Annotated in this window: 23 protein-coding genes; 13 read left to right on the top strand and 10 right to left on the bottom strand. The window is 65.7% G+C overall.

What is annotated here, in order from left to right:
• Positions 1-14: 14 nt before the first annotated feature.
• Together L593_RS14935 and L593_RS14930 are read right to left on the bottom strand one after the other, a co-directional pair.
• Positions 15-944 (bottom strand): 1,4-dihydroxy-2-naphthoate polyprenyltransferase, encoded by a 930-nt coding sequence (locus tag L593_RS14935; protein ID WP_049894208.1) that lies wholly within the window; start codon positions 942-944, stop codon positions 15-17.
• Between the two features lie 354 nt (positions 945-1,298).
• The gene (locus tag L593_RS14930; RefSeq protein ID WP_020447812.1) at positions 1,299-2,237 is read right to left on the bottom strand and encodes a 1,4-dihydroxy-2-naphthoyl-CoA synthase; all 939 of its coding nucleotides are present in this window, start codon (positions 2,235-2,237) and stop codon (positions 1,299-1,301) included.
• 139 nt (positions 2,238-2,376) lie between these two features.
• On the opposite strand from L593_RS14930, the gene L593_RS14925 reads away from it, so the two are divergent.
• On the top strand, positions 2,377-3,336 hold the full coding sequence (locus L593_RS14925; protein ID WP_020447811.1) for a DnaJ domain-containing protein: 960 nt from the start codon (positions 2,377-2,379) through the stop codon (positions 3,334-3,336).
• Positions 3,337-3,372: 36 nt separating this feature from the next.
• Here L593_RS14925 and menD read toward each other — a convergent pair whose 3' ends face one another.
• Positions 3,373-5,172 carry a 2-succinyl-5-enolpyruvyl-6-hydroxy-3-cyclohexene-1-carboxylic-acid synthase gene (gene menD, locus L593_RS14920; protein WP_020447810.1) on the bottom strand — a complete coding sequence of 600 codons (1,800 nt, stop codon included), beginning with the start codon at positions 5,170-5,172 and terminating at the stop codon, positions 3,373-3,375.
• Complete coding sequence (locus L593_RS14915; protein ID WP_020447809.1) at positions 5,169-6,500, bottom strand: isochorismate synthase MenF; 1,332 nt, start codon at positions 6,498-6,500, stop codon at positions 5,169-5,171. Before L593_RS14915 ends, menD begins: the two co-directional genes overlap by 4 nt.
• 243 nt (positions 6,501-6,743) lie before the next feature.
• On the opposite strand from L593_RS14915, the gene L593_RS14910 reads away from it, so the two are divergent.
• The 3 genes from L593_RS14910 to L593_RS14900 all read left to right on the top strand — a co-directional run bounded on the left by L593_RS14910 (position 6,744) and on the right by L593_RS14900 (position 7,838).
• Entirely contained in the window at positions 6,744-6,962 is a 219-nt protein-coding gene (locus L593_RS14910; protein ID WP_020447808.1) for a surface glycoprotein, read from the top strand.
• Positions 6,963-7,071: 109 nt separating this feature from the next.
• Complete coding sequence (locus L593_RS14905) at positions 7,072-7,449, top strand: CrcB family protein (protein WP_020447807.1); 378 nt, start codon at positions 7,072-7,074, stop codon at positions 7,447-7,449.
• Positions 7,446-7,838 (top strand): CrcB family protein, encoded by a 393-nt coding sequence (locus L593_RS14900; RefSeq protein WP_049894207.1) that lies wholly within the window; start codon positions 7,446-7,448, stop codon positions 7,836-7,838. Before L593_RS14905 ends, L593_RS14900 begins: the two co-directional genes overlap by 4 nt.
• 54 nt (positions 7,839-7,892) lie before the next feature.
• Here L593_RS14900 and L593_RS14895 read toward each other — a convergent pair whose 3' ends face one another.
• On the bottom strand, positions 7,893-8,189 hold the full coding sequence (locus L593_RS14895; RefSeq protein ID WP_020447805.1) for a hypothetical protein: 297 nt from the start codon (positions 8,187-8,189) through the stop codon (positions 7,893-7,895).
• A 143-nt stretch (positions 8,190-8,332) separates the two neighbouring features.
• On the opposite strand from L593_RS14895, the gene hisF reads away from it, so the two are divergent.
• The gene (hisF, locus tag L593_RS14890) at positions 8,333-9,148 is read left to right on the top strand and encodes an imidazole glycerol phosphate synthase subunit HisF (protein WP_020447804.1); all 816 of its coding nucleotides are present in this window, start codon (positions 8,333-8,335) and stop codon (positions 9,146-9,148) included.
• A gap of 57 nt (positions 9,149-9,205) precedes the next feature.
• Here hisF and L593_RS14885 read toward each other — a convergent pair whose 3' ends face one another.
• Positions 9,206-9,484, bottom strand: coding sequence for a DNA-directed RNA polymerase subunit L (locus L593_RS14885; protein ID WP_020447803.1), 279 nt, complete (start codon positions 9,482-9,484; stop codon positions 9,206-9,208).
• A gap of 100 nt (positions 9,485-9,584) precedes the next feature.
• On the opposite strand from L593_RS14885, the gene L593_RS14880 reads away from it, so the two are divergent.
• Positions 9,585-11,318: a rhomboid family intramembrane serine protease gene (locus tag L593_RS14880; protein ID WP_020447802.1), complete on the top strand. Its 1,734-nt coding sequence runs from the start codon at positions 9,585-9,587 to the stop codon at positions 11,316-11,318.
• Positions 11,319-11,493: 175 nt separating this feature from the next.
• Positions 11,494-13,398, top strand: a complete 1,905-nt coding sequence (locus L593_RS14875) for a hypothetical protein (RefSeq protein WP_020447801.1) — start codon at positions 11,494-11,496, stop codon at positions 13,396-13,398.
• Between the two features lie 16 nt (positions 13,399-13,414).
• On the opposite strand, the gene L593_RS14870 is transcribed toward L593_RS14875, so the two are convergent.
• Both L593_RS14870 and L593_RS14865 read right to left on the bottom strand, forming a co-directional pair.
• Positions 13,415-14,041, bottom strand: a complete 627-nt coding sequence (locus L593_RS14870; protein WP_020447800.1) for an METTL5 family protein — start codon at positions 14,039-14,041, stop codon at positions 13,415-13,417.
• Positions 14,041-14,430, bottom strand: coding sequence for a hypothetical protein (locus L593_RS14865; protein WP_020447799.1), 390 nt, complete (start codon positions 14,428-14,430; stop codon positions 14,041-14,043). The genes L593_RS14870 and L593_RS14865 overlap by 1 nt, the downstream gene beginning before the upstream one ends.
• A gap of 190 nt (positions 14,431-14,620) precedes the next feature.
• On the opposite strand from L593_RS14865, the gene L593_RS15450 reads away from it, so the two are divergent.
• Positions 14,621-14,797 (top strand): zf-TFIIB domain-containing protein, encoded by a 177-nt coding sequence (locus L593_RS15450; protein WP_020447798.1) that lies wholly within the window; start codon positions 14,621-14,623, stop codon positions 14,795-14,797.
• A 117-nt stretch (positions 14,798-14,914) separates the two neighbouring features.
• Here the strand turns inward: L593_RS15450 and L593_RS14860 are convergent, their stop codons facing one another.
• Both L593_RS14860 and L593_RS14855 read right to left on the bottom strand, forming a co-directional pair.
• The gene (locus L593_RS14860) at positions 14,915-15,952 is read right to left on the bottom strand and encodes a hypothetical protein (RefSeq protein ID WP_020447797.1); all 1,038 of its coding nucleotides are present in this window, start codon (positions 15,950-15,952) and stop codon (positions 14,915-14,917) included.
• A 100-nt stretch (positions 15,953-16,052) separates the two neighbouring features.
• Positions 16,053-16,964 (bottom strand): hypothetical protein, encoded by a 912-nt coding sequence (locus tag L593_RS14855; RefSeq protein WP_020447796.1) that lies wholly within the window; start codon positions 16,962-16,964, stop codon positions 16,053-16,055.
• Positions 16,965-17,390: 426 nt separating this feature from the next.
• Here L593_RS14855 and L593_RS14850 point away from each other — a divergent pair, with 426 nt between their 5' ends.
• The 5 genes from L593_RS14850 (at position 17,391) to L593_RS14830 (ending at position 23,159) form a co-directional block, all read left to right on the top strand.
• A complete protein-coding gene (locus tag L593_RS14850; protein WP_020447795.1) occupies positions 17,391-18,050 on the top strand; it encodes a metallophosphoesterase in 660 nt (219 codons plus the stop codon).
• Between the two features lie 69 nt (positions 18,051-18,119).
• Positions 18,120-19,229 carry an archaeosine biosynthesis radical SAM protein RaSEA gene (locus tag L593_RS14845; RefSeq protein ID WP_020447794.1) on the top strand — a complete coding sequence of 370 codons (1,110 nt, stop codon included), beginning with the start codon at positions 18,120-18,122 and terminating at the stop codon, positions 19,227-19,229.
• Between the two features lie 287 nt (positions 19,230-19,516).
• Positions 19,517-20,701 (top strand): biotin synthase BioB, encoded by a 1,185-nt coding sequence (gene bioB, locus L593_RS14840; RefSeq protein ID WP_020447793.1) that lies wholly within the window; start codon positions 19,517-19,519, stop codon positions 20,699-20,701.
• Positions 20,702-20,728: 27 nt separating this feature from the next.
• The gene (locus tag L593_RS14835) at positions 20,729-21,823 is read left to right on the top strand and encodes a hypothetical protein (protein ID WP_020447792.1); all 1,095 of its coding nucleotides are present in this window, start codon (positions 20,729-20,731) and stop codon (positions 21,821-21,823) included.
• Positions 21,824-21,920: 97 nt separating this feature from the next.
• Positions 21,921-23,159, top strand: coding sequence for an 8-amino-7-oxononanoate synthase (locus L593_RS14830; protein ID WP_020447791.1), 1,239 nt, complete (start codon positions 21,921-21,923; stop codon positions 23,157-23,159).
• Positions 23,160-23,225 lie beyond the last annotated feature (66 nt).

Raw genomic sequence — 23,225 nt, 5'->3', positions numbered from 1 at the left:
TCACGTAATCACCCTCACGCGATCACCCCGATCGCGAACGCGACGGCGTACGCGAAGAGCAGCTGACCGGTCCGCTCGAGAGCAGGGTTGAGCGCCTCACCGTCCGTGTGCGTCCAGACGGTTCGGGTGACGGCGATCCCGAGCGGGAGGGTTAGCAGGGGGAGGAGAACGCCGACGGAGTAGTCGAATCCGACGAAGAGGGCGATCGGCACGAAGTAGGCGAGTGCGAGCAGGCCAGCGAACTCGACCCGGCTCCACCGATAGCCGATCAGCACGGCGAGGGTTCGCTTTCCAGCCGCACGATCGGTCTCCAGATCCCGGACGTTGTTGACCACCAGGATCGCAGTCGAGAGGCCGGCCATCGCGAGACTCGCGACGACGGCAGCCGGGACGATCGCACCTGACGGCGGTGCGACGATCGGTGGCTCCGCGAGTTCGGCAGCCGCTTGTACGTACGTCGTGCCGGTAACGGCGACGAGCCCGAAGAAGACGAAGACGAACAGGTCGCCGAGCCCCTTCGAGCCGAGGGCTGGGCCACCGGCGTACGCGTACCCGCTGGCGACGCTGGCGAGGCCGACGATCACGATGGGGAGTCCGCCGACGTAGACGAGGTAGACGCCGAGCACGATCGCGAGGCTGAATGTTCCGAACGCCGCTAGCTTGACCTGTCGTGGCGGGATCAGGCCGGCGTTCGTCGCGCGGGTGAATCCCTCGCGGTCCTCGGAATCGACCCCGGAGACGGCGTCGTAGTAATCGTTCGCGAAGTTCGTCCCGATCTGGATCAGGAGCGCGCCGACGAGCGCCGCGAGCGCGGGCAGTGGAGCGAAGAGCTCCGCCTGGATCGCGACCGCTGTTCCGACGATCACTGGTGCGGCACCCGCAGGCAGCGTCTGTGGACGCGTCGCCAGTAGCCACGCTTTCGCACGCGACGGCTCGCCGCTCATTGGCGGTTGTGGGGTGCGGGATGGCCTTAAGCTTGGCATCTCGTCGGTGGATATACATCGTCTGGGGGAGGATATCCGAGTATGATCCGGTCCCTGCTCTCGACGTTCCGTGGTGACGATTCCAGCGGTTCCGAGCAGACGACCGACGGCGATCGTGATCGCGTCCCCGATTCGACGGGCTCGAACTCCGTCTGAGAACTCATCCCAGGCTGGCAGTACGATGGGCGCCACGTCGAATCGGGCGGCGTGACGCGTGGTGAACAGGAAGAAGCGCTCGGGGACGTCCAGCGACAGGCGGCAGAAATCGAGCGCGCCGACGCCGATTCCATCGAACGCGATCCCTGAACCGACCGATCAGTACCGCCAGGGATACTCGTCGAAGTCCGGCTCTCGCCCCTCGACGAACGCGTCCCGACCTTCCTGCGCCTCGTCGGTCATGTAGCCGAGTCGCGTCGCCTCGCCCGCGAAGACCTGCTGGCCGACGAGGCCGTCGGAGTCGAGATTGAACGCGTACTTGAGCATCCGCATCGCCGTCGGACTCTTCGAGGTCATTTCCTCGGCCCACTCGAGGGCGCGGGCTTCGAGTTCCTCGTGCGGGACCACCTCGTTCACCATCCCCATCTCGGCCGCTTCGGCCGCGTCGTACGTCTTGCCGAGGAAGAAAATCTCGCGCGCCTTCTTCTGTCCGACCTGCCGTGCGAGATACGCCGAGCCGAAGCCGCCGTCGAAGCTCGCGACGTCGGGATCGGTTTGCTTGAATTTCGCATGCTCGTCGCTGGCGATCGTCAGATCGCAGACGACGTGCAGGGAGTGGCCGCCGCCGACTGCCCACCCGGGAACCACTGCGACGACTGGCTTCGGGATGTGGCGGATCTGACGCTGGACCTCCAGGATGTGAAGCCGGCCGACATCTGCGCCCTCGGGAGGCTCGGCCGACGTATCGGACGGCGATTCCGCTCCGTTGGCCGCGTCGTCTTCGTCCTCCCGATATTCGTACCCGTCCGCACCCCGAATCCGCTGGTCGCCGCCGGAGGAGAATGCCCAGCCGCCGTCTTTCGACGACGGGCCGTTGCCGGTCAGGAGCACGCACCCGACGTCCGTCTGGCGTTTCGCGTGATCGAGCGCCGCGGACAGTTCGTCCACCGTCCGTGGCCGGAACGCGTTTCGAACGTCCGGGCGATCGAACGCGATCCGAACCGCGCCGACGTCCGTCGCTCGATGGTAGGTCACGTCCTGCAGATCGAGTTCCTCGATCGCTTCCCAGCGCGAGTCGTCCATGATCGCCGAGGGCATGCTCCCGGGTGGGGCCGGGCGGGTGAAAGCACTTTCCCGACGGGATGCCACGTCGTAGGGCGACCACCCGAACACGCCCGCTCCGGCGGTGTGATTTTTGGTACTGCGGGTCCACACTCAGCACAGTCCGCTGCCCTCCATGCCTACGACGTACTACGACGTGCTCGGGATCGAGTCCGACGCCACACAGGACGAGATTCGGGACGCGTACCGGGAGAAGGTCAAGGAGTACCACCCGGACGTGTCCGACCACCCCGACGCCGAGGAACGGTTCAAGCGGGTCAAACGAGCCGAAATCGTCCTAGCCGATCCCGAGGAACGCTCGACGTACGATCGCCTCGGTCACGACGCCTACGTCGACGGCGACGACCCTGCGCCGAACCAGCCGACCGAGAACGAGGTTCACTGGGCAGCAGCGAAGGCAGCCCAGGGCGAACACGACGCTGGCGGTGGTCGCAGTGCCGGCTGGCGCGATCGGGAATCTCGGGCCCATGCCTCGGGGCGTGCCGAGTGGTTCTGGAACGACGATTCGGATCGCGAATCGAACGACAATCCGTTCGACGGCCGTTCATCGCGCCGTGAATCGTCCGCAAACAGTGCCGGCCCATCCGGAGACCCTGGGTCGGCACCTGGCGGATCGAGTACTGCCACTGCACACGCCTCGGCGCACGTGGCTTCGCACACGGCTCCGGATGGGTGGGGAGACACGGACCCAGACGCTGGCGCTCACGCCGTCCACGAGTGGGGACCAGCGGAACGGACGATCGGAAACCCACGCCCGAGCTGGACTCAGGACGACGTCGTCCTCCTCCTCTCGTCGCTCCTCCTCTATCCGATTCTGCTCTTTCTCACCGTGACGCCAGCGTTCCCCATGGTCGCGCGGGTTGCGATCGGCATCTGTACGATCGCACTGGTGGCATTTCTCCTGCCGCGCCCGTCGTTCGGGCTGCCGGTGTTTGGCTCCTGGAGTATCCTCGTGCCCGCACTGCTCCTCGGATTCGGTATCTCGCCGCTGTCGGCGGCCGGCCTGGTCACGCTCGGCGGCGTCTGGCTGCCGCTCGTCTACTCGATAGCAGTCGCGATGGTACTCGTGCGCTGAGCCAGTGCAGATTCAAAACTGACGGCGCCAGGCTCGTCAGTCCGCTGCCCGTTCCGAGAGCCGCTGCGCGAGGCGCTCCTGGAGGGACTCTCGCGTGCGGTGACTCGTCTCGGCATCGAATCGACACTCGACGACGTCCACGCCGTCGGTCCCGACTGACCGGGCACATGCCGCAGCGAGCGCGTCGACCGACGCCACGCGGTCGTACTGCAGGTCGTAGAGGTCGCCAGTCGGCTCGAAGTCCAGCCCGTGTGGCGTCTTGAAGGCCTCCGTGAACGGCGGGTCGAACGACTCGATCGGCAGCGCGTGAAAGATGCCGCCGCCGTCGTTGTTGACGACGACGATCGTGGCGTCGACGCCACAGCGCTGGGCGGCGAGCAGTCCGTTCATGTCGTGGTAGAAGGCGAGGTCGCCGACGATAGCGACCAGTGGCTCCTCCCCGGCGCTCGCGACGCCGAGGGCCGTGGACAGGATGCCGTCGATACCACTCGCACCGCGGTTCGCGAAGGCCGAAATGGAGCGATCGTCCGGCTCTGCGAACCGATCGAGGTCCCGCACGGGCATGCTGTTCGACGCGAAGACGCTCGTTCGCTCCGGGAGCGCACCCAGGACGCTCGGCACGACTGCACCCTCGAAGGGTGTCTCGTCCCGGGCGTCGTCCACTAGCGACCAGTGCTCGGATTCGGCACTTGCGAACCGCTCGCGATAGGCAACTCGCTCGGGAGCCAGGGGATCGACCCCTCGTTCGCGGAGCGCACTCGTCAACGCCTCGAGCGCGCGTGGGGGGTCGGCACGAATCGTTGCCGCTGCCGTGAACTCCGCTTCCCGCCAGTCCGTCGTCGGGTCGATCAGGACCTGCCAGGCGTCCGTCCCGGCGAGATACTTTCGAAGCGGCTTCGAGGTGGGCGAGGCCCCAAACCGAACGACGACCTCCGGCTCGGGCCACGACGCCACCGGTTCGGTACCGACGTACGCGTCGTACCCGCCGCATATCAACACCGAATCTCCGGTTTCCGACCGCGACGATCCGAATCGAGCGTCCGAGAGCGGATCGGCGAGCAGGGGTGCGCCTGTTGTACTCGCGAGCGAACGGGCTTCGGCACCGGCGCCGAGCCCAGGATCGGCCGGTCCGGCGACGAGCAGCACGCGATCCACGTCGGCGACGCGTTCGGCCAGTTCGTCGATGGCGTCGGGCGAGGGCGCGAGCACGGCATCAGTTGCGTCGACGAACGACCCGTCCCGACCGGTGACGCCGAGGCCGTCTGGATTCGTTGGCTGGTCCTCGGGCACTTCGACCGGCTCGAGGGGTTTCCGAAACGGCACGTTGAGGTGGACCGGACCGGCGGGCGCGTCGGTCGCACTGGCGACCGCTCTCGCCGCGTCGACCCGCAGGCGTCGGAGCGTTCGATCGCTCGTATCCGGTTCCGGGAGGTCGCGGTACCAGCGAACGGCGTCGCCGTAGAGCTTCTCCTGGTCGATCGTCTGGTTAGCACCGCTGTCCCGGAGTTCCGGCGGTCGATCCGCAGTGAGCACCACGAGGGGCACCCTGGCCTGGTTCGCTTCGACGACGGCGGGGTGGAAGTTCGCCGCGGCAGTCCCGGAAGTGCAGATCAGGCCGACGGGTTCGGCGGTTCGCCGCGCCCGACCGAGCGCGAAGTAGCTCCCCGAACGTTCGTCGAGGTGGGAGAAGACGGTGAGGTCGTCGTGCTCGTACGCGGCGACGGTCAGGGGCGTTGAGCGACTCCCGGGGGAGATGCAGACCGACTCGAGTCCGCCCTCGTACAGTTCGTCGATCAGGATCTCGGCCCAGCGGGTGTTCCGGTTCGGCGCAGTCATTCCGACAGCGCCTCCAGCATCGGTCCGTACTTGAGCTGCACCTCGTCCCACTCGCGATCCGGCTCGCTGTCCGCCACGATGCCGGCGCCGGCGAAGAGGGATGCGGAGGAACCGTTCGCGACGGCCGACCGGATGGCGACCTCGAAGGTCCCGTCGCCGGCCGCGTCGAACCAGCCGACGGGTGCGGCGTACCACCCACGGTCGAAGGTCTCCGTCGAGCGAATCGTCTCCAGAGCGGCCTCCGGCGGCAATCCACCGACCGCAGGCGTGGGATGGAGCGCCTCGACGATCGAGAGGACGTGTTCCGCGTCGGCGAGTTCGGCAGCGATCGGCGTTTCGAGGTGCTGCACGGTCGAGAGCGTTCGAATGCGACGCTGCCCGGTCGTGACCGACGCGGCCACGGGATCCAGCTGGTCACGGATCGCATCGACGACGAGAGCGTGTTCGTGCTGGTCCTTCTGGCTCTTCTGGAGCTCTCGGGCGAGCCACTCGTCTTCCTCCTCGGTGTCGCCACGACCTGTCGAACCCGCCAGCGCCCAGGTCTCGACGGACCGTCCGGACAGCGAGACGAGTCGTTCTGGCGTCGCACCGAACAGCGTCGCTTCGGCAGTCGGACTGAGGGCGAACCTGGTGCAGTCCGGATACGGCTCCGCGAGGCGCGTCAGCGCGTCCGAAGGCGACAACGGCCCGCTGAGGGAGAGTTCCGTGGACTGTGCGAGGACGACCTTCCGGAGCGATCCGTCTTCGATCCGGTCGATCGCTGCCAGTACCTGCTCGTTCCACTGTTCGCGTGACGGATCGCGACGTCGATGCTCGAAGCCTGGGGGCGACGCTGGCGGTCCGGGATCCGGGAGCCGTTCGAGTTGCTCGGCGACCTCGTCGGCGCGTTCGCTGGCTGCGCCTTCGTCGACGTCGGTGAGCGTGACGGTCAGCCGCGTCTCCTCGCCGTCGCGCACGACGAGAATCTCGGGAAGCACGAAGTACGCACCGGGGAAGCCCGTCCACGGGTGGCCGGGTTCGTGGTCGCCGTGAAACGCGAACCCGCCGAACAGTCGCGGACGAGCGGCGCGTGGCGTGCTCTCCTCGAACGATCCGAAGAGGTCGTCGGCCTGGGAACGGATCTCGGCGAACCGATCGGCACCAGTGGCCGTCAGCGTCGCAGCCGATCCGCAGCCGACCAGCGACGGCTCGTCCGGCGTGCGCCAGCAGACCGTCGGCGGTCCGAACGCCTCGAGTACGGCCCGGAGTGCCACGTCCGGAATCGTCCGCGTGTGGGAAACGAGGGCGCCATCCCCTGCAACGACCGACACGGCTCCGCTCCCGTCCATTGACGTGGTCTCAGTGCCGTGGTCCCTTCAGGCTATCCCATTCGATGAATCGGCCCGTCACGAGACCCAGGCCGACGAATCGACGGGAATCGCGGGGTCAGGGGTCGCTTTGAACGCGGCTCCAGCAGGGTCAGAGAGCGGACGGGGCACGACGACGCTTCCATCTGTCGGTTTTGCTGTCGCACCGGTTGCACACCTCCCCGTCAAACTTAAATGGCCCTCTGCCGAACCGCCGCACGTCCGATGCCGAAAGTCGAGATAACGGTCCCGGAGCACCTCGAGATGCAGATCGCCCAGCTCGTCGAGAAAGGAGAGTTCGTCAACCGGGAGGAGGCCATCGAGGAACTCCTCTCGACCGGACTCAAGGCCTACAAGACGAGCGGTCCCATGGACGACGAGAACGAACCCGGTGGCCTGGAGGACGACGGCATGATGGGCCACGACGACGAGTACGTCTTCTGATCGGCGTCGTGGCGTCCACACGCATCGTTCGCCTCACCGCCCATCGATCCCCGCAGTTCCTGCGGTCCGTTGCTGTCTCTCGTTCGTGCAGCAGTTGGCAAGACGACCCATGACGGAGCCGCTGCACCGATTCGGTCCTGGCCCGCTCGTCGCGAGCGGTGGCTTCGCCGGCGCCATCGTCCGCTACGGCGTCGACGTTCTCGTCGGCGCCTCGCTCGAGTCGACGCTCCTCGTGAACGCTATCGGGAGCGTCGCTCTCGCGCTGGTCCTCGCCGGCTGGCTCGATCACGGGGGCAGCGATCGGCTCCGGCGATTCGCTGCGACCGGGTTCCTCTCGTCGTTTACGACCTACAGCGCGTTCGTCGTCGGAACGATCCAGAGTGACCCGCCGGTTGCAATCGGCTACGTGGTTGCCACGTACGCCGTCGGCTTTACGTGCGCCGGCCTCGGCCTCGCGATAGCCGAGCGTGGAGGTGGACGGTGGTGATCGAGGCCGCGTACTCGCACTCAGTGCTGTCGGGCGGCCTCTCGCCAGCGCTGCTCGTTGGCGTCGGTGGGGCAGCGGGTGCGCTGACGCGATTCGGAATCGGGGAACTCGTCGGCCTCGACCACTTTCCGATCTCGGTGATGGTGGTCAACGCCATCGGCACGTTTCTCGCGACGCTCCTCGTCCTGCTCGCACCTGGTCGTGACGCGGTTCTCGTCGCGAGCGTCGGGTTCTGTGGGTCGCTGACGACGTTCTCGACCTTCTCGGTTCGTACGGTGACGCTCTGGCGCGAGGACCGGCCACTGGCAGCGGGGACGTTCGCTCTCGGAACCCTGCTCGCGTCGCTGTTCGGGGTCGGTCTCGCGGTCGTTCTCGTCAAATTGGTCTAACGACAGTACAGTTCGAGTGCGACAGTGGATCGTTCGAGGAGAGAGTCCACGTGATTATCCGAGGAGTCCGGGAACGGCGTAGGCGACGACGATGCCGACGGCCGTCACCAGCGCGCCGATCATCGCTTGCCGCGTCGTGAACTCGCTCTGGGGCGCGGTCGATCGACCGGTCGTCGCGTCGTCGTGGTCGTGCGTGTCCGGCCCGTGACTGTGCTCCTCGTCGCTCCCGTGGTGACCGGTGTCAGCGTCGCCAGCGGCGGCGTCGCCGTGCGAGCCGTCGCCGTCCGCTGCGATCTTCTCGAGGTCGATGTCCGGACCCACGGAGTCGGACTCCTTCTCGTCGTCGCTCATGGACGCATCTCGCGTCGCTCTCTCCTTAAACGCAGCTATCCCGCGCGGTCGGGGACGGTCCGGTTCACGTCCCCGGTGGCGCCGCGGCGAATACTGCGATCGAACGCACGGTTTTTGCCCCGTCCGCGGCAACCACTACACGAATGGGACTCACGAAGCGGATCATCCCCTGTATCGACGTCGACGTCGACGACGAGGGGAACGCCGCGGTCTACACGGGCGTCAACTTCGAGGACCTCGAGTACACCGGCGACCCCGTCGAGATGGCGAAACGGTACAACGAGTCGGGCGCCGACGAGTTCGTCTTCCTCGACATCACCGCCTCTGCCGATGGCCGGGAGACGATGCTCGAGACCGTCTCCGCCGTCGCCGACGAGGTGTTCATCCCGCTGACCGTCGGCGGCGGGATCCGGACCAAGGCGGACGTCAAGGAGACGCTCCGGGCAGGTGCGGACAAGTGCTCGATCAACACCGGCGCGCTGGAGCGGCCCGAACTCATCGAGGAGGGCGCCGCCGCCTTCGGCTCCCAGTGCATCGTCATCTCCGTCGACGCCCGCCGGCGCTTCGACGAACAGGGCGAGTACTACGCCGAGGTCGACGGCGAGTCCTGCTGGTTCGAGTGCACCGTCAAAGGTGGTCGCGAAGGGACCGGCCAGGACGTCGTCGAGTGGTCGAAGGAGGCGGAATCGCGTGGCGCGGGCGAGCTATTCGTCAACTCCATCGACGCCGACGGAACGAAGGACGGCTACGACATTCCGCTGATGAACGCAGTCTGCGACGCTGTCAGTACACCCGTCATCGCCTCCTCCGGCTGTGGCGGTCCCGAGGACGCCTACGAAGTCTTCACGGAGGCAGACGCGGACGCCGCGCTCGCCGCGTCCATCTTCCACTTCGACGAGTACTCGATTCGCGAGGTGAAGGAGTACCTCGACGAGCGGGGCGTTCCAGTTCGATTGTAACCGGCTCCGATCGCTGTGCAACGAGTTCTGTCGGAGCGAACGCCTACTATCGAGAAATTACGCCGCCTTCACCGCGTCGCTCAGCGCCGTCGTCTTCTCCTTCACCTGACCAGCAGCGTCCTCCAGGGCCTCCAGCGGATCGACGCCGTCTGTCTTGACGGTGAGGATCGGGTCGGTCTGGCCGCCGGACTGCTCGGGGTTCATGTCGTAGGTCGCTGCCTCGACGCCGTCGGTCTCCAGCAGCGTGCCCTTGAGCACGTTCATGAACGTGTGATCCTCCCCGGCGATCTCGATAGAGAGCTCCTCGTCCGATAGGTCGATGACCCGCAGGTCCATGCGATGTGATACTTGCGAGGCGCGTTTGTAGCTTTCGAAGCGTTGCGCGGCCAGCAGGCGACCGAATAGCTCACAAGGCCGGTGGTCGTGGCTTTCCCCAATGGAACCCTCCCCGACGCAGATCGTCGTCGCACTCGCGTTACTGGTGGTCACCGCGGGCATCTGGTTCTACGAAGGACGTGGCCGGTGGCGGGCCAGACTCGAGGACAGGTTCGTCCTCGGCGTCCCGTGGGGAACCGTGCTCGTCGTCGGGTCCGTCGTCGCGTTCTACCTCTTCGCCCAGAGCGGCCTCACCCACTGGAGCGATCCGGTGGTCTACGCGTTCGTCTCCTGGTCGTACTTCTACCCACTGGGGCTCGTCACCGCCGGGTTCTCTCACGGCTCTCCGGCGCACCTGATCGGGAACATGACTGGCACGCTGGCCCTCGCGCCAATCGCCGAGTACGCCTGGAGTCACTATCCCCGATCCACGTACGATTCCGATGGCGACCCACAGTCTGGCGGGGCAGACGCCGAAACCGACGGGGGTGACGACGAGCCCTGGGATACCGACGACGAACTGCTCCCGGATCAACCAACCGGGAGCGCTGCCAGATCCTTCGTCGAACGACCGCTCGTCCGAGCACTGGTGCTCTTCCCTGGGGCGCTGTTCGCGATTGCACTCCTGACCTCCGTCTACTCGCTCGGCCCGGGTCTCGGATTTTCCGGTGCAGTCTACGGCATCATCGGATTCGCAGTCGTCTACTACCCCCTCAGGACTGTGGTCGGCGTGGTCGCTGCGAGCGCACTGGGCGTCGTCTGGAACGCGCTCGCGAATCCGATCGTCCGGGGCACCGTCTCGTCCGGGCCGCCGTCGCCGCCGTCCTGGGCCGGGATCGGGTTCCAGGCCCACGCGCTGGGCTTCCTCCTGGGCGCCTTCGCCGCACTCGCACTGTTGACGAAGCGAAACCGGATTCCCTCGACGCAGCGCGTGTTCTTCGGCCTCGTCGGTATCGGCCTCGCGATGTCGCTCTGGCTCGTCGTGTGGCCGGGCGGCGACGACGTCTTCTACCTCTATCGCGGGGCAGGCGTCGTTGCCCTTCTTGTCGTCACTGGACTCGTCACCGTCGCGGCGACGAGCACGCGGTCCTCCTCGTGGCTCACGAAGCGGAAGGGAGCGATCGGTGCGCTGGTCCTGCTAACCGTCCTCCTCGCCTTGCCCACCGTCCTGTTCGGGATCGTCGCCGTAGACGACGCTGGCATCGAGCAGTCCCAGGCGATCGAGATCCAGGACTACACGGTCGCGTACGCCAACAACACCACCAGCGGGCACGTCCCCGGCGTCGACCTCGGCGAAGGGACGGAAGAGATCTTCGCGAACGAAGTCTCCGGCGTGGTGCTCATTAGCGAGGATCGGGAGATCTGGACGAGGGTCGTTCGACCGGACGCCCTCGCGCACTCGGGGAACGAGACGGTCGTCGTCGGTGGGCCCGGTTGGCGGGAGACCGTTCGGGCCCAGCGCACCGGGTGGAACGTCGCGGGGAACGAGACGGCGTTCGTCGTGGACCTTCACCACGACGACGAGACCGTTCGGTCGTTCACCTCCGATCCCCTGACTGCCGGTGCGCGAATCGACGGCCACGCAGTCACCGTCGTTCCCACCCGAGACGCCTTCGAACTGCGCGTCTCGAACGCCGACGGCACGGCCGAAACCGTCGCGATCCCCGACGGGAACGGATCCACCACGCTCGGCGGGATCACGATCACCTCTGAAACGGAGGACGGCGTCCAGCACGTCTACATGGAGACCGACGATAGCCGGGCGCTCGTCGCGACCGAAGAGACGTACGCGTAGGACGGAGCGTCGTAAGTGAAGACCTGGCGTCAAACGTGAAGACGTAGCGTCGAGCGCGTAGGTACGTGCTACTGCGGTCGATCGAGAGCGGTCGATCGAGAGCGATCGATCGAGGCTACGCTGCGAGTGCCAGAGACCACACGACCTATACGAAGTGAGTGCTACGGATCCACTGATGCTCCCGTCGCCGTACGCCGTACTCATCGTCGCCACCTACGCCGTCGCACTCGCGATCGCGTGGTATCTCGGCGACGGAGATCGGTGGCGGAAGCGGCTCACCGATCGGTTCTGGTACGGCGTCCCCTGGGGGACGCTCGTCTCTATCGCGTTCGTCCTCGCCGTCTACCTCTTCGTGCAGGGCGGTATCGAACACTGGCACGATCCGACGGTGATCCCCTTCCGTGCCTGGTCCTACCTGTACCCAGTCGGACTCCTCACCGCGGGGTTCGCCCACAGTTCGTCGGGACACCTCGTCGGCAATCTGATGGGAACGATCGCGCTCGCACCGATCGCGGAGTACGCCTGGGGTCACTACCCGGGCGGTAGCCGATCCACGACGAGCGATCGATCGACGGACCAGGCTACTGATCGACTTGACGGCACGCCACGGCTCCGCGAACGACTGCAGACCTGGACCACGATCCCCTGGGTACGTGCCTTCGTTTGCTTCCCAGGCGCGGTCCTCGCACTCGGTCTCCTCACGGCCCTCTTCGCGGTCGGGCCCGTGATCGGCTTCTCGGGCGTCGTGTTCGCGTTCGCCGCCTTCGCCCTCGTCCGGTACCCGATCGCGACGCTGGTCGCGATCCTGCTCTCCGGCGTGCTCTCGACGACATACTACGCCATCCAGTATCCGGTGGTGTACGCCGAAATCTCCGGCAGCGCGCCGAGCGTTCCCTGGTGGGCGACGATCGCTGTGCAGGGCCACGCGCTCGGGATCCTCCTCGGCGTCGTTCTCGGTCTCGCGCTGATGCACCACCGAAGCGTCGCCCCGAACGTGAACCGCGTCTTCCTCGCGATGCTCGTCTACGGGATGAGCGAGGGACTCTGGGCGGTCTACTGGTTCGAGGGGAACGGCGTGTACGTCCTCTATCGAGGCCTCGGCGTCAGTCTCGTCGTCGGACTCGCCGTCCTCGTGGCACTCGCCGTAACGTCTAGCGATCGGCCCGTTACGGCCACACTTGCGAGGCTGCCGAGGTCACCGACGCCGAGCCAGGTCGCTATCGGGTTCCTCGCCCTCCTCGCCCTGGCGGTCACAGCTACCGGCGGGTACTCGATCGTCGCGGGCAAATCCTTCGTCGTGCTGGTGGTCGTCGGTTTGTTCGCACTGGTCCTCGCAGTCCCTGCGGTCGCCGTGCTCGCACCGGTCACGTTCGACGCAGCACCGACCGGCTTCCAGTCGACGTTCACCGTACTCGTCGTCGTATTGGTCCTCGTCGCGATTCCGGCAACGATCCCGAATCTCGTGACCGTCGGTGACGACCCCGTTCCCAGCGACCAGTCGATCGAGGTCGACGGGTACTCGATCACCTACGCCGAGGACGTACGAAATCAGATGATCCCCGCGATCGAGCTACCGGCCGTCGCGAACGAAACCGCCGTCCCCACGAGTGGCGTCATCGTCGTCAACGAGGAGCGCCACATCTGGACGACGGCGCTCTCCAAGCAGTACCTCGCCAGTGAAGGAGACGGATCGGTCACCGTCGGGGGTGTGGGCTGGCGGGAGACGGTCCACGCAGACCGGATCGGCTGGACCGTCACCGGGAACGACACTGCGTACGCGATCGACCTCAGCCACGGCAACGAATCGATCCGCGCGTACTCGAGTCCGGAGCAACGCGCACAGCCGGTGATCGAGAACCACACGGTCGGCCTCGTCCCGGCGCGCGATCGCTTCGAACTCCGCGTCTACCAGAACAACTCGACCGTCGGTCGGTCCCCGATTCCAGCGATCGGCAACGACACGCAGGTCGGGCCCATCACGTTCAGCACCGGCCAGTCCAACGACCTCGTGACAATCTTCGCGATTGCAGACGGAACGCGCGTGCAGATCGCCCAGCGGGAGACCTATCGACAGATCTGAACGGGCACGGAAGCGCCTACTCCCACTCGATGCGGAACACTTCGGCGTCGAGGATTCGCTGCTCGTCCTCGTGAAAGACGAACTGATTGTCGAGTTCGAACTCGGCCTCATATGCGTGGGTCACCTCGCCCCCGACGTCCGCTGCAAACGCCTCCACGAACTCCTGACTCCCTTCGTTGTGCACGGAATAGGAAACCGAAGCGATCGAGCGAGCCGTCTCGAGAAACGCCTTGTCGGCCCCACGGTTCCCGTGCTGTGCGCCGAATGGCGGATTCATCAGCACGGTCGTCCGGGACCGATCCGTAGCGAGCGGGGAACGGGTCGCGTCACCCTGCACCCAATCGATATCGGTCGTGGTCGCGACTTTTCGTTCGTTCTGGACGGCCGTCTCCAGCGGATCGCGGTCTAGCTCGACGCCGACGACGAGCCCTGCACCACGGAGGGCCGCCGCGAGGGCGAGCATCCCGGTGCCTGCACCGAGGTCGACGACGGTCCGATCAGCGAGGTCACCCTGCAGGTCTGCGACGTGAACGAGGTAGGCCGCCAGCTCCGGTGGCGTCGGATACTGCTCGAGGTCGACCCGCGGGTCGTCGAAGCCCGCGACCACGCCCAGCCGCTGCGCGAGCGATCGGCGCGTGCTCATCAGTCGTCGATCGTAACCGGTCCCTCGATCTCGAATCCGACGCCCTCCCTCCTCGCTCGCTCGGCACAGGCCCGCAGTGCAGTGTCCGCAGCGTCTGGCACGGACGCCGCGTCGATCCTGACGACGACCCGATTCGCACCGAGGAACGTCGCGGCTCGAATCAGGCCGCGAATTCGATCGGCTTCGGCTTCCGTATCGAGCGAAGAGTCGGCGTCGAAACGCGCCTCGACGGCGAGTTCGACGGGAGCGAGGCCCTCGCCGACGAGTCCCGCTCGACAGTCACGGAGGTACTCCGGCGACGTCGACTCCAGCGATTCGGCATCGAGGCGGACTGCAGTGACGTCCTGGACTGGTTCGTGGTCGACGGCCTGCCGCTGTGTGGTGCTCATGCTGTTCGGGGATACACTTGGCTAATACAAAAGCCTTGTTGAATGCCCCATAGTAATATCTCGATCGATCCAGACGCGTTCTTTTCTCACGTGACCGTCGGTGATTCTGGCCGGAGTGACCGTCAACGAGGCACTTGGACCGATTTGGGCGTGGGCAATCATTAAGGTCCAGCCGCGTGAGGATTCGTACATGGAGTGTCCACGTTGTGGCGGCGAGATCGAGACGTACTCGCTGGCCGGTCACGACGCCGATATCTGCGAAAGCTGTGGCTACGTCGGCGTCGCCGTCGAACACCAGAGCGAGCCGGAAGAGTTCGAATCCTGGACTGACGCCCTCGAGCGGTTCTACGAGGAGCAATCGGCCTGAAGACTGTCCGGCGTTTCCTGCTGTGCGTTCGATAGCCGTTGCTGTCGGCGATCGATAGTCTCCGATTCGATGGTGCGGCGGCTGGGAGGTCTCAAAAACGGAAGAATCGGGGAAGGGTTACTCGTCTGCAGCCGCGGCTTCGCCCTCTGCCTCTGCGTCCGCACTGCCTTCGGTTTCCTGCTCGTCGGAGCGGGCTGCGACGAGTGCACCCCGTGCGACGGAGTACAGCGGCTCGTCGGCGTGGGAGACGCCGCTGATCGAGAACGGAATGTTCGCGTCCTCGAGGTGGTCACGGAACAGGGCCTCGAAGCCGTCGGGGCTCGAGGTGCCGCCGGTGACGACAACGGGCACGTCGAGGCCTTCCTCGACGTCCTCCTCGTCGACTTCCTCCACGATGAGGTCGATCACGTAGTCGAGGAGGTTCTCGTAGTAGATCGAGAGCGCTCCTTCGACGCCGCCGACGTCCGTCTCGAAGTCGAGTTCGAAGTCCTCCTCCTTGATGGAAGTGACCTTGTCGACGGGCGTACCGGTCGCCTGTGCGGCCTGCTCGTCGATCCAGTCGCCACCACGGGCGACGGAGAACTTCATGACGGGCACTGCGTAGTAGGACAGGCAGACGTTCGTCATGCCGGCCCCGAAGCTGATCCCTAGACCGGTGAAGGAATTGTCCGCGAGTTCGCTGTAGATGACGGACATCCCCTCGTTGATCGGCTCGGCGTCGTACCCCATGTCGCCGAGGAACGACTCGATCGTCTTCTGGTGATACAGCGTCGAGAGGTCCGTGTCGATCGGGTCGGCCGGTGTCGAGAAGTACAGTTTCTCGCCGGGGCGGTCGGGTTCGCCGATGACCTGCTCGATGATGAGCTTCATCATCGGAATCGCGGACTTCTCGTCCGAGGAGAGGATGCCCGCCTGCATCGGGCGGCGCGTCTCTCGGTTGAAGATGTTCGCGAAGTTCAGGGCGTCGTCGCCGACGACGTACACCTTGTCGTCCTTGCGGATGTGGAGCACTTCGCTTCGCGAGAGCATCTGCTCGGCCATGTCCGAGTAGTCGATCTCCACGAAGGAGTTGCGCTGCTGAACGAATACCGTGTCGTTACCATCCTGCTGTGCCGACAGGATGTTCATGGTGCCGACGTCTAGGCCTTTCGCCATATCGTGACACACCGTACCCGGCGGTAATAAAACTATGTGAAATAATTTCGGACATTGCGATAGACAATTAATAAGACGGCGACGGGGTGTAAGTACCCCTTTAACTTAGCCCAAGTCGGTCCAGCAAACGGCCTAAGAAACTGCTACTTGCGGTCGGTGCGTTCGTCGGGACCTGATCTTCCTTCTTCTGCTGCTTCAGCTCGTTGAGGGCAGCTGTCTGGTTGTCGACCGTAGATTCGGAGGTAGCGGTCTTCGTCTCACCGCCCTTGAGGTTCCGGAGTCCCTGCACCTGGTCGTCGACGCCGCCGGACTCGACCGTCTTGTTCCCCTCGAGGCCGAGGCCGCCAGCCTGCAGTTCTGCGTCGGCGAAGTCAGTGTTTAGCTTGAGGCGTCGGTTCTCGGACTTCTCGACGCCGCCCCACGTCATCTCGACGTCGGCCATTGCCTCTTCGATGTCACGCTCGATCTCTTCGGTGGTGTACGTCTCTTCGTCTTCCTCTTCTTCCTGGGCTTTGATCTCGGACGGCGCAGGTGCCTTGGTGCGCTGGAGGTGATGGGCGACGAGCGCTGCACCGGTCGCCGCCGTCACGACCATCAGGCCCACCGCGTAGCCGCTGACGATGTAGAGCGTCTGCGTTCCCCCGTAGTCGAACCAGTTGTCGGGATAGACGACAGCGAAGCCGACGACGGCCGCGACCGTCACGGCGACGCCAGCCCCGGCGGCCATCGTCGCGCGCTGTTTCACTGGCAGCAAGACGACGATGGAGAACATCGCGAGGGGAACCGAGAGCATCCCGCTGGCGTAGGCCACGCGAGCGACCGCGAAGTAGCCGTCTTCACGAATGCCGTACGCCGCAACGCCCACGACGAAGAGGACGAGTGCGAGCAGCGCCAGGCCGATCGCAGTGAAGAAGAGACCAAAGCCGAGGTAGACGTCCGTCTCCGCCTCCGGTTCGCCGATGAATCGCTCGTACCACTCAAAGAGGACGTTGTCAGGTGAGTCGTCTGTCATTGCCAACGAGTTTCACCCCCATCCCCATCATTGTTCTGTTACTGATCATTTTCCCGAGGTTTGTCTTGCATTACCCGTTTTGCTGACAACCCCACCTCGCCCGTGAAGGGCTAGTGTTCGGTAGTTATCGGACGATCGGTCGGATGAGAAAACGCCACCACCGGACCTCGCGTATAGTCAAATCCCAGATAGTAACCACCGCAATCCGGGTGATTTCAGTATCGAAAGTCGAGGATCATTGGAGATCATATCCATTACCCGAAGCGCGTCGCGCATCGCGTGTTGACAAGAAAAGTGCCGGTCCGACGTGGCGGGCCGACGAGACGCCGGTGACTGAAACTGCGGGCGCTGCACGTCCGCTCGGTCCCGGCGTTGCCTTCACTGACACTGCAAGGGGTGAAGTGTTCGGGAGCCCCAGCAACGGGTATGCGCGTCGGCGTCATCTCGGACGTACACGCTAACCTCCCGGCACTGGAGGCGGTCCTCCGCGACATCGGACACGTCGACGCGATCCTCAACGCCGGCGACGTCGTCGGGTACAACCCCTGGCCGGCAGCGTGCGTCGAGGAAATGCGCACACGGGAGGTTCCGACAGTTCGAGGAAATCACGATCGGGCCGTCGTCGAGCAGACGACGTTCCGGTTCAACGAGATGGCTGCCGCCGGCGTGGACTACGCCAGCAGGCAGCTAGACGAGGCGCAGTTCGAGTGGCTCGCGTCGCTCCCCGAAGCGCTGTCCCGTTTCGACGGACGCGTTCGCGTCGTCCACGGGCATCCCGACGACCCCGATCGGTACACCTATCCCGAGGATTTCGCCGCGTCGATGCTGGGAGAGGAGGACGTACTCGTCCTGGGCCACACCCACGTCCAGCACGTCGAACAGTTCGACGACGGCATCGTCCTCAACCCCGGGAGCGTCGGGCAGCCACGCGACCGCGATCCGGCCGCTGCGTACGCGATTCTCGACCTCGACGCGATGGCCGTCGAACTGCGCCGCGTCGAGTACGACGTGGAGCGCGTGATTGAAGCAGTGAACGACGCGGGCCTCCCCGAGCGGATCGGCGAACGTCTCCGGGTCGGACGCTGAAACCGGTTCGATGCGCCTGCGCAGCCGCACCCGCGCCCCTTTTGTCGACGCGACGGGTACGACGGTGCAATGAGTGAACCAAGCCCGGAGGTCTACGAGGAGGGCCGCGGGATGGACGCACACAACCAGGTGATGCGTTCGATCCGCGCGGAGAAGGAGGCCGAGTACGACCCTCGGGAGCCCACGCGCGTCTGGATCGACGAGGACAACACCCCGAACGGCGTCCGCGAATCCCTCACGATCGTCCTCAACACCGGCGGCTGTCGCTGGGCGCGCGCCGGCGGCTGCACGATGTGTGGGTACGTCGCCGAATCAGTCGAGGGCGGCGAGGTCAGCCACGACGCCCTCATGGCCCAGGTCGACAGCGTGCTCGAGCACGAGGAGGCCAACGCCGACGGCCTCTGCGATCTCGTCAAGATCTACACCTCCGGATCCTTTCTCGACGAGCGCGAGGTCTCGGCCGAGTCGCGTCGGGCCATCGCCGACACCTTCGCCGACCGCGAACGGATCGTCGTCGAGTCGCTCCCGGACTTCGTCGACCGCGAGACGCTCGCGGATTTCACCGATCGCGGTCTCGACACCGACGTCGCGATCGGCCTCGAGACGACGAGCGATCGGATCCGTCGCGATTGCGTGAACAAGTACTTCGCGTTCTCGGACTTCGAGGAGGCGTGCGCGGAAGCGAGGGCCGCTGACGAAGCAGCCGGGACCGATGACTCGGATCCGGACGTCGGCGTGAAAGCCTACCTCCTCATGAAGCCCCCGTTCCTCTCCGAGCAGGAGGCCATCGACGACATGATTTCCTCGGTCTACGACTGCGCCGAGACCGAGGGCTGTCACACCGTCTCGATGAACCCCTGCAACGTCCAGCGCTACACGATGGTCGACGAACTGTACTTCCAGGGCGGGTATCGACCCCCGTGGCTCTGGAGCGTCGCGGACGTCCTCGAATCGACGGCCGACGCTGACGCCATCGTCATCTCCGATCCAGTTGGCCACGGCTCGGATCGGGGCCCGCACAATTGCAAGGAGTGCGACGATCGCGTCCAGCGCGCGATAAAGGACTTCGACCTGCGCCAGGATCCGTCCGTCTTCGACCAGATCGAGTGCGAGTGCGAAGCCACCTGGGAGGCCGTCTGCGAGCGCGAAGCGGGCTACAACCTCCCACTGGTACAGTAGCAGCCGCCGCCCACCGCCAACCGCGAGCTTTCACAGTCTGCAGGGGTCTCTCGCGACTTCGTTTACCGCCACTGGGTGGGAATGGAAGGGGCCGATCGCTCGTCGATCGTAACGACGTAAGCACTGGACCGAGCGACCGAAGGGAGCGAGGGAAGGGCGCAGCGAGTTTGGGTCGACGAGCGGGAGGGGGCTTCCGGGGCGTTTTCGTTGACGCAACAACGACATGCGGAAACGCCAACATTCAGCCGACCCCCACAATTAAGGACTCGTCAACCGACACCGAGAACGTGGTTTACAGCACCGGCAACACGACGGTCGACGAGGCGACCGAGCGCGTGCTCGCCGGGGAGCAACTCTCCCGGCGCGACGGCCTCGCGTTGATCGCCCAGCCCGTCGAGGACCTCGCGCCGGCGGCGGACTACGTCCGCTCGGAGTTCGGCGACGACACCGTCGACGCCTGCTCCATCGTCAACGCGAAAGCGGGCAACTGCGCGGAGGACTGTGGCTTCTGCGCCCAGTCGGTCCACTTCGACACGGGCATCGACACCTACGGCCTCCTCGACCCGGAGGAGATCCTCGCTGCAGCGAAACGCGCCGAGCGCGACGGCGCACAGCGGTTCGGTATCGTCGTCGCGGAGAAAGGCATCGACAGGGAGGCACGGCCCGAGGAGTGGGATCGTGTCCTCGAGGCCATCCGCCTCGTGCGCGACGAGACCGACGTCGAGGTCGACGGCTCGCTCGGCATCCTCACCGAGGAGGAGGCCGAGATACTCGTCGAGGAGGGGCTCAATCACTACAATCACAACATCGAGACGTCCCCGAACTTCTTCCCGGAGATCGTGGACACCCACAGCTTCGAGGATCGCGTTCGGACGCTCGAGATCGCCAAGGAGGCTGGCATGGACCTCTGTGCCGGCGTCATCCTCGGCATGGGCGAGTCGCCGACCGATCGCGTCGACGCCGCGATCGCGCTCCATGACGTCGGCGTCTCGTCGGTCCCGGTCAACGTACTGAATCCAGTCGCGGGCACCGAGCTGGGCGAGAAACTCGGTGACACCGCCGACATCTCGACGGAGGAAATCGTCAAGACCATCGCCGTCTATCGGTTCCTCCACCCAGACGCGCGGGTCCGCCTCACTGGCGGGCGCGAAGTCAATCTGGACGTAGACGAGCAACACCTCCCGTTCGAGGCAGGAGCGGACGGCATCCTCACCGGCGACTACCTGACGACGCACGGCAACGACGCCGCTGACGATCTCGACGTGATCGAGCGAGCCGGGATGGAGCCCAACATGGACGCGAACGAGTTCGACCCGGACGAAGTTCGTACGCGTGCGCGTTCGGACGAGCGCAGCGACGAAACCGACGGCGACGACGAGGCACTCGAGCCCGACACTGCCGTCGGCACGGCGACGAGCAAGGCCGGGGACCCTCGAAACGACCGCGGTGAAGCGACCAACGCGAGCGACTGATCCCAGATCGACGACACACTACGACTCATGGAATCCATCGACTTCGCGGTACTCGGCACGGGCGGTATCGGACGACGAACCCTGGAAGTGAGCCAGCACAAGGATGGACTCGACGCCGTCGCGGCGTGCGATCGCCACGGCGTCGCGATCGACCACGACGGCCTCGACGTCGAGGAGTTGCTCGACGCCACCGAGGGGAACATCGCGGGCGACGGCCGCGGCGATACGGATAGCGAGCCGCTGACCGATGGAGGCGTTCGGCACGACGACGAAACGGCTGCGAGCGCATCCGACGTCAAACAGCACGGCGAGGACGCGGGCGTCGTTGCGTCCAAGCAGGCCGAGCCGACCGACGCGCCGATCGACGACGTCGTCGCAGCCTCCGACGCGTTCGACGCCGTCCTCATCGCGCTCCCCAACCTCGAACACGACTTCATTCCGCGCATCGCGGATCGCTTCGCCGACGCGAACTACGAGGGCGTCCTCATCGACGTGCTCAAACGCTCTCGCGTGATCGACATGCTCGACGTCCGAGCGGATCGCTTCGAGGATTCCGGCATTACGTTCGTCTGTGGGGCCGGTGCGACGCCCGGCTTCCTGACCGGCGCGGCAGCCCTCGCTGCACAGTCCTTCGTCGAGGTCGAGAGCGTCGACATCTGGTGGGGCGTCGGTCTCAAGTCCGGCTACGAGGACAACCGTGGCACCGTCCGCGAGGACATCGCCCACCTCGACGGGTACGACGTGGAGACGGCGCGAGACCTCTCCGAGGAGGAAATCGAGGAGATCGTCGACGACCACAACGGCGTCCTCGAATTCCACGACATGGAGCACGCCGACGACGTGCTTTTAGAGCGTGCAGGGATCTGTGACGCCGAGGACGTCAGCGTCGGCGGCGTTCTCGACCTCCGGAACGACGAGAAGCCCACGACCACGACGGTCGAGGTGACCGGCACGACGTTCGACGGCGAGACCGGGACGAACACCTTCGAACTCGACGACGACACCTCGATGGCTGCGAACGTCAACGGGCCGGCGCTGGGCTACCTCCAGCGCGCAGTCGAGCGCAACCGCGCCGGCGATTACGGCGTCTACGGACCTGCAGAGCTGATGCCCGGCTTCTGAACGAGGAGGTCGTTTCCGATTCACCGACTGTGAGAGGATCGATTGACAGCAATGGAAACCGCGGTTCCTAAATCCCCCGCCGGCGAGCGCGAATACAATGTGTGAGCGAGGGTTCGATCTCGACGACCGTCTCCGGGAGCGACGATCTCGCACGCTCTACCGTGACCTCCAGCCTGCAGACGCCGTGGGGCACAGTGCTCGTTTCGCACCCGATCCGGGTGCGGACCTGCCGGTCATCGAGCCGGACCACCAGCTCGTCTTCGCGGCGAACAACTACCTCGGACTCGCCGGCGACGAACGCGTCGTCGAAGCCGCTCAGAACGCTGCGGACGTCGTCGGCACCGGCGCCGGTGCGAGCCGTCTCGTCACTGGGGACACCCTGGTTCACCGCGACCTCGAGTCCCGCATCGCGGATGCGAAGGGCACCGAGCGGGCGCTCGCCTTCTCCTCGGGCTATGCTGCAAACGTCGGGACGATCGCGGCACTCGATCCGGACGTCGTCTTCTCCGACGAACTGAATCACGCGAGCATCGTGGACGGCTGTCGGCTGGCCGACGCCGACGTGGTCGTCTACGATCACTGCGACCCGTCCGACCTCCGTGAGCGGATGAGCGAACGCCGGGCCGAGCCGGTCGCTGCCGGCGACGTGGCAGTTCCCAACGGCGGTGCCGACGAGTCCTGGCTCGTCGTGACCGACTCCGTCTTCAGCATGGACGGAACCATCGCACCGTTCGAAGCCCTCGCAGACCTGGCCGAGGAGTTCGGAGCGTGGTTGCTCGCCGACGAGGCGCACGCGACCGGCTGCTTCGTCGACGGTGGCGGGATCGTCCAGCGGGCGGGGCTCGAGGATCGCGTCCAGATTCAACTCGGTACGCTCTCAAAGGCCCTCGGGAGTCAGGGTGGGTACGTCGCCGGGTCCAGTGACTTGATCGAGTTCCTCGTCAACGAGGCGAGGTCCTTCGTCTACTCGACTGGGCTAGCACCGCCGGCTGCGGCAGCGGCGGGCGAAGCGCTCCACCTCGCCAGGACGACCGATCGGCGCGCCCGCCTCTGGCGAAACGTCGACAAGCTACGCGACGGCCTCGAGGACGTCGGCCTCGACGTGGGCGGCGAGACGCAGATTCTTCCGGTCCACGTCGGTGATCGCGAGGACGCACTCGCACTCGCCGCGGCGCTCCGCGACCGCGACGTCATCGCACCCGCGATCCGCCCCCCGACCGTTCCGGAGGGGACGAGTCGGATCCGCGTCGCGCCGATGGCGACGCACTCCGCCGCCGAACTGGAAACCTGCATCGACGCGTTCGCGGTCGCAGCGGACGAAGTCGGGGTGATCTGAGTGCCGTCGACGGACGAACCTGGGGCTGACAGCATCGAGAACGAACGCCCCGATATCCTGGGCGGC

Origin of the sequence: Salinarchaeum sp. Harcht-Bsk1 (assembly GCF_000403645.1) — an archaeon.
GTDB lineage: Archaea > Halobacteriota > Halobacteria > Halobacteriales > Salinarchaeaceae > Salinarchaeum.
This window is presented reverse-complemented; position numbering and strand designations above follow the sequence as displayed.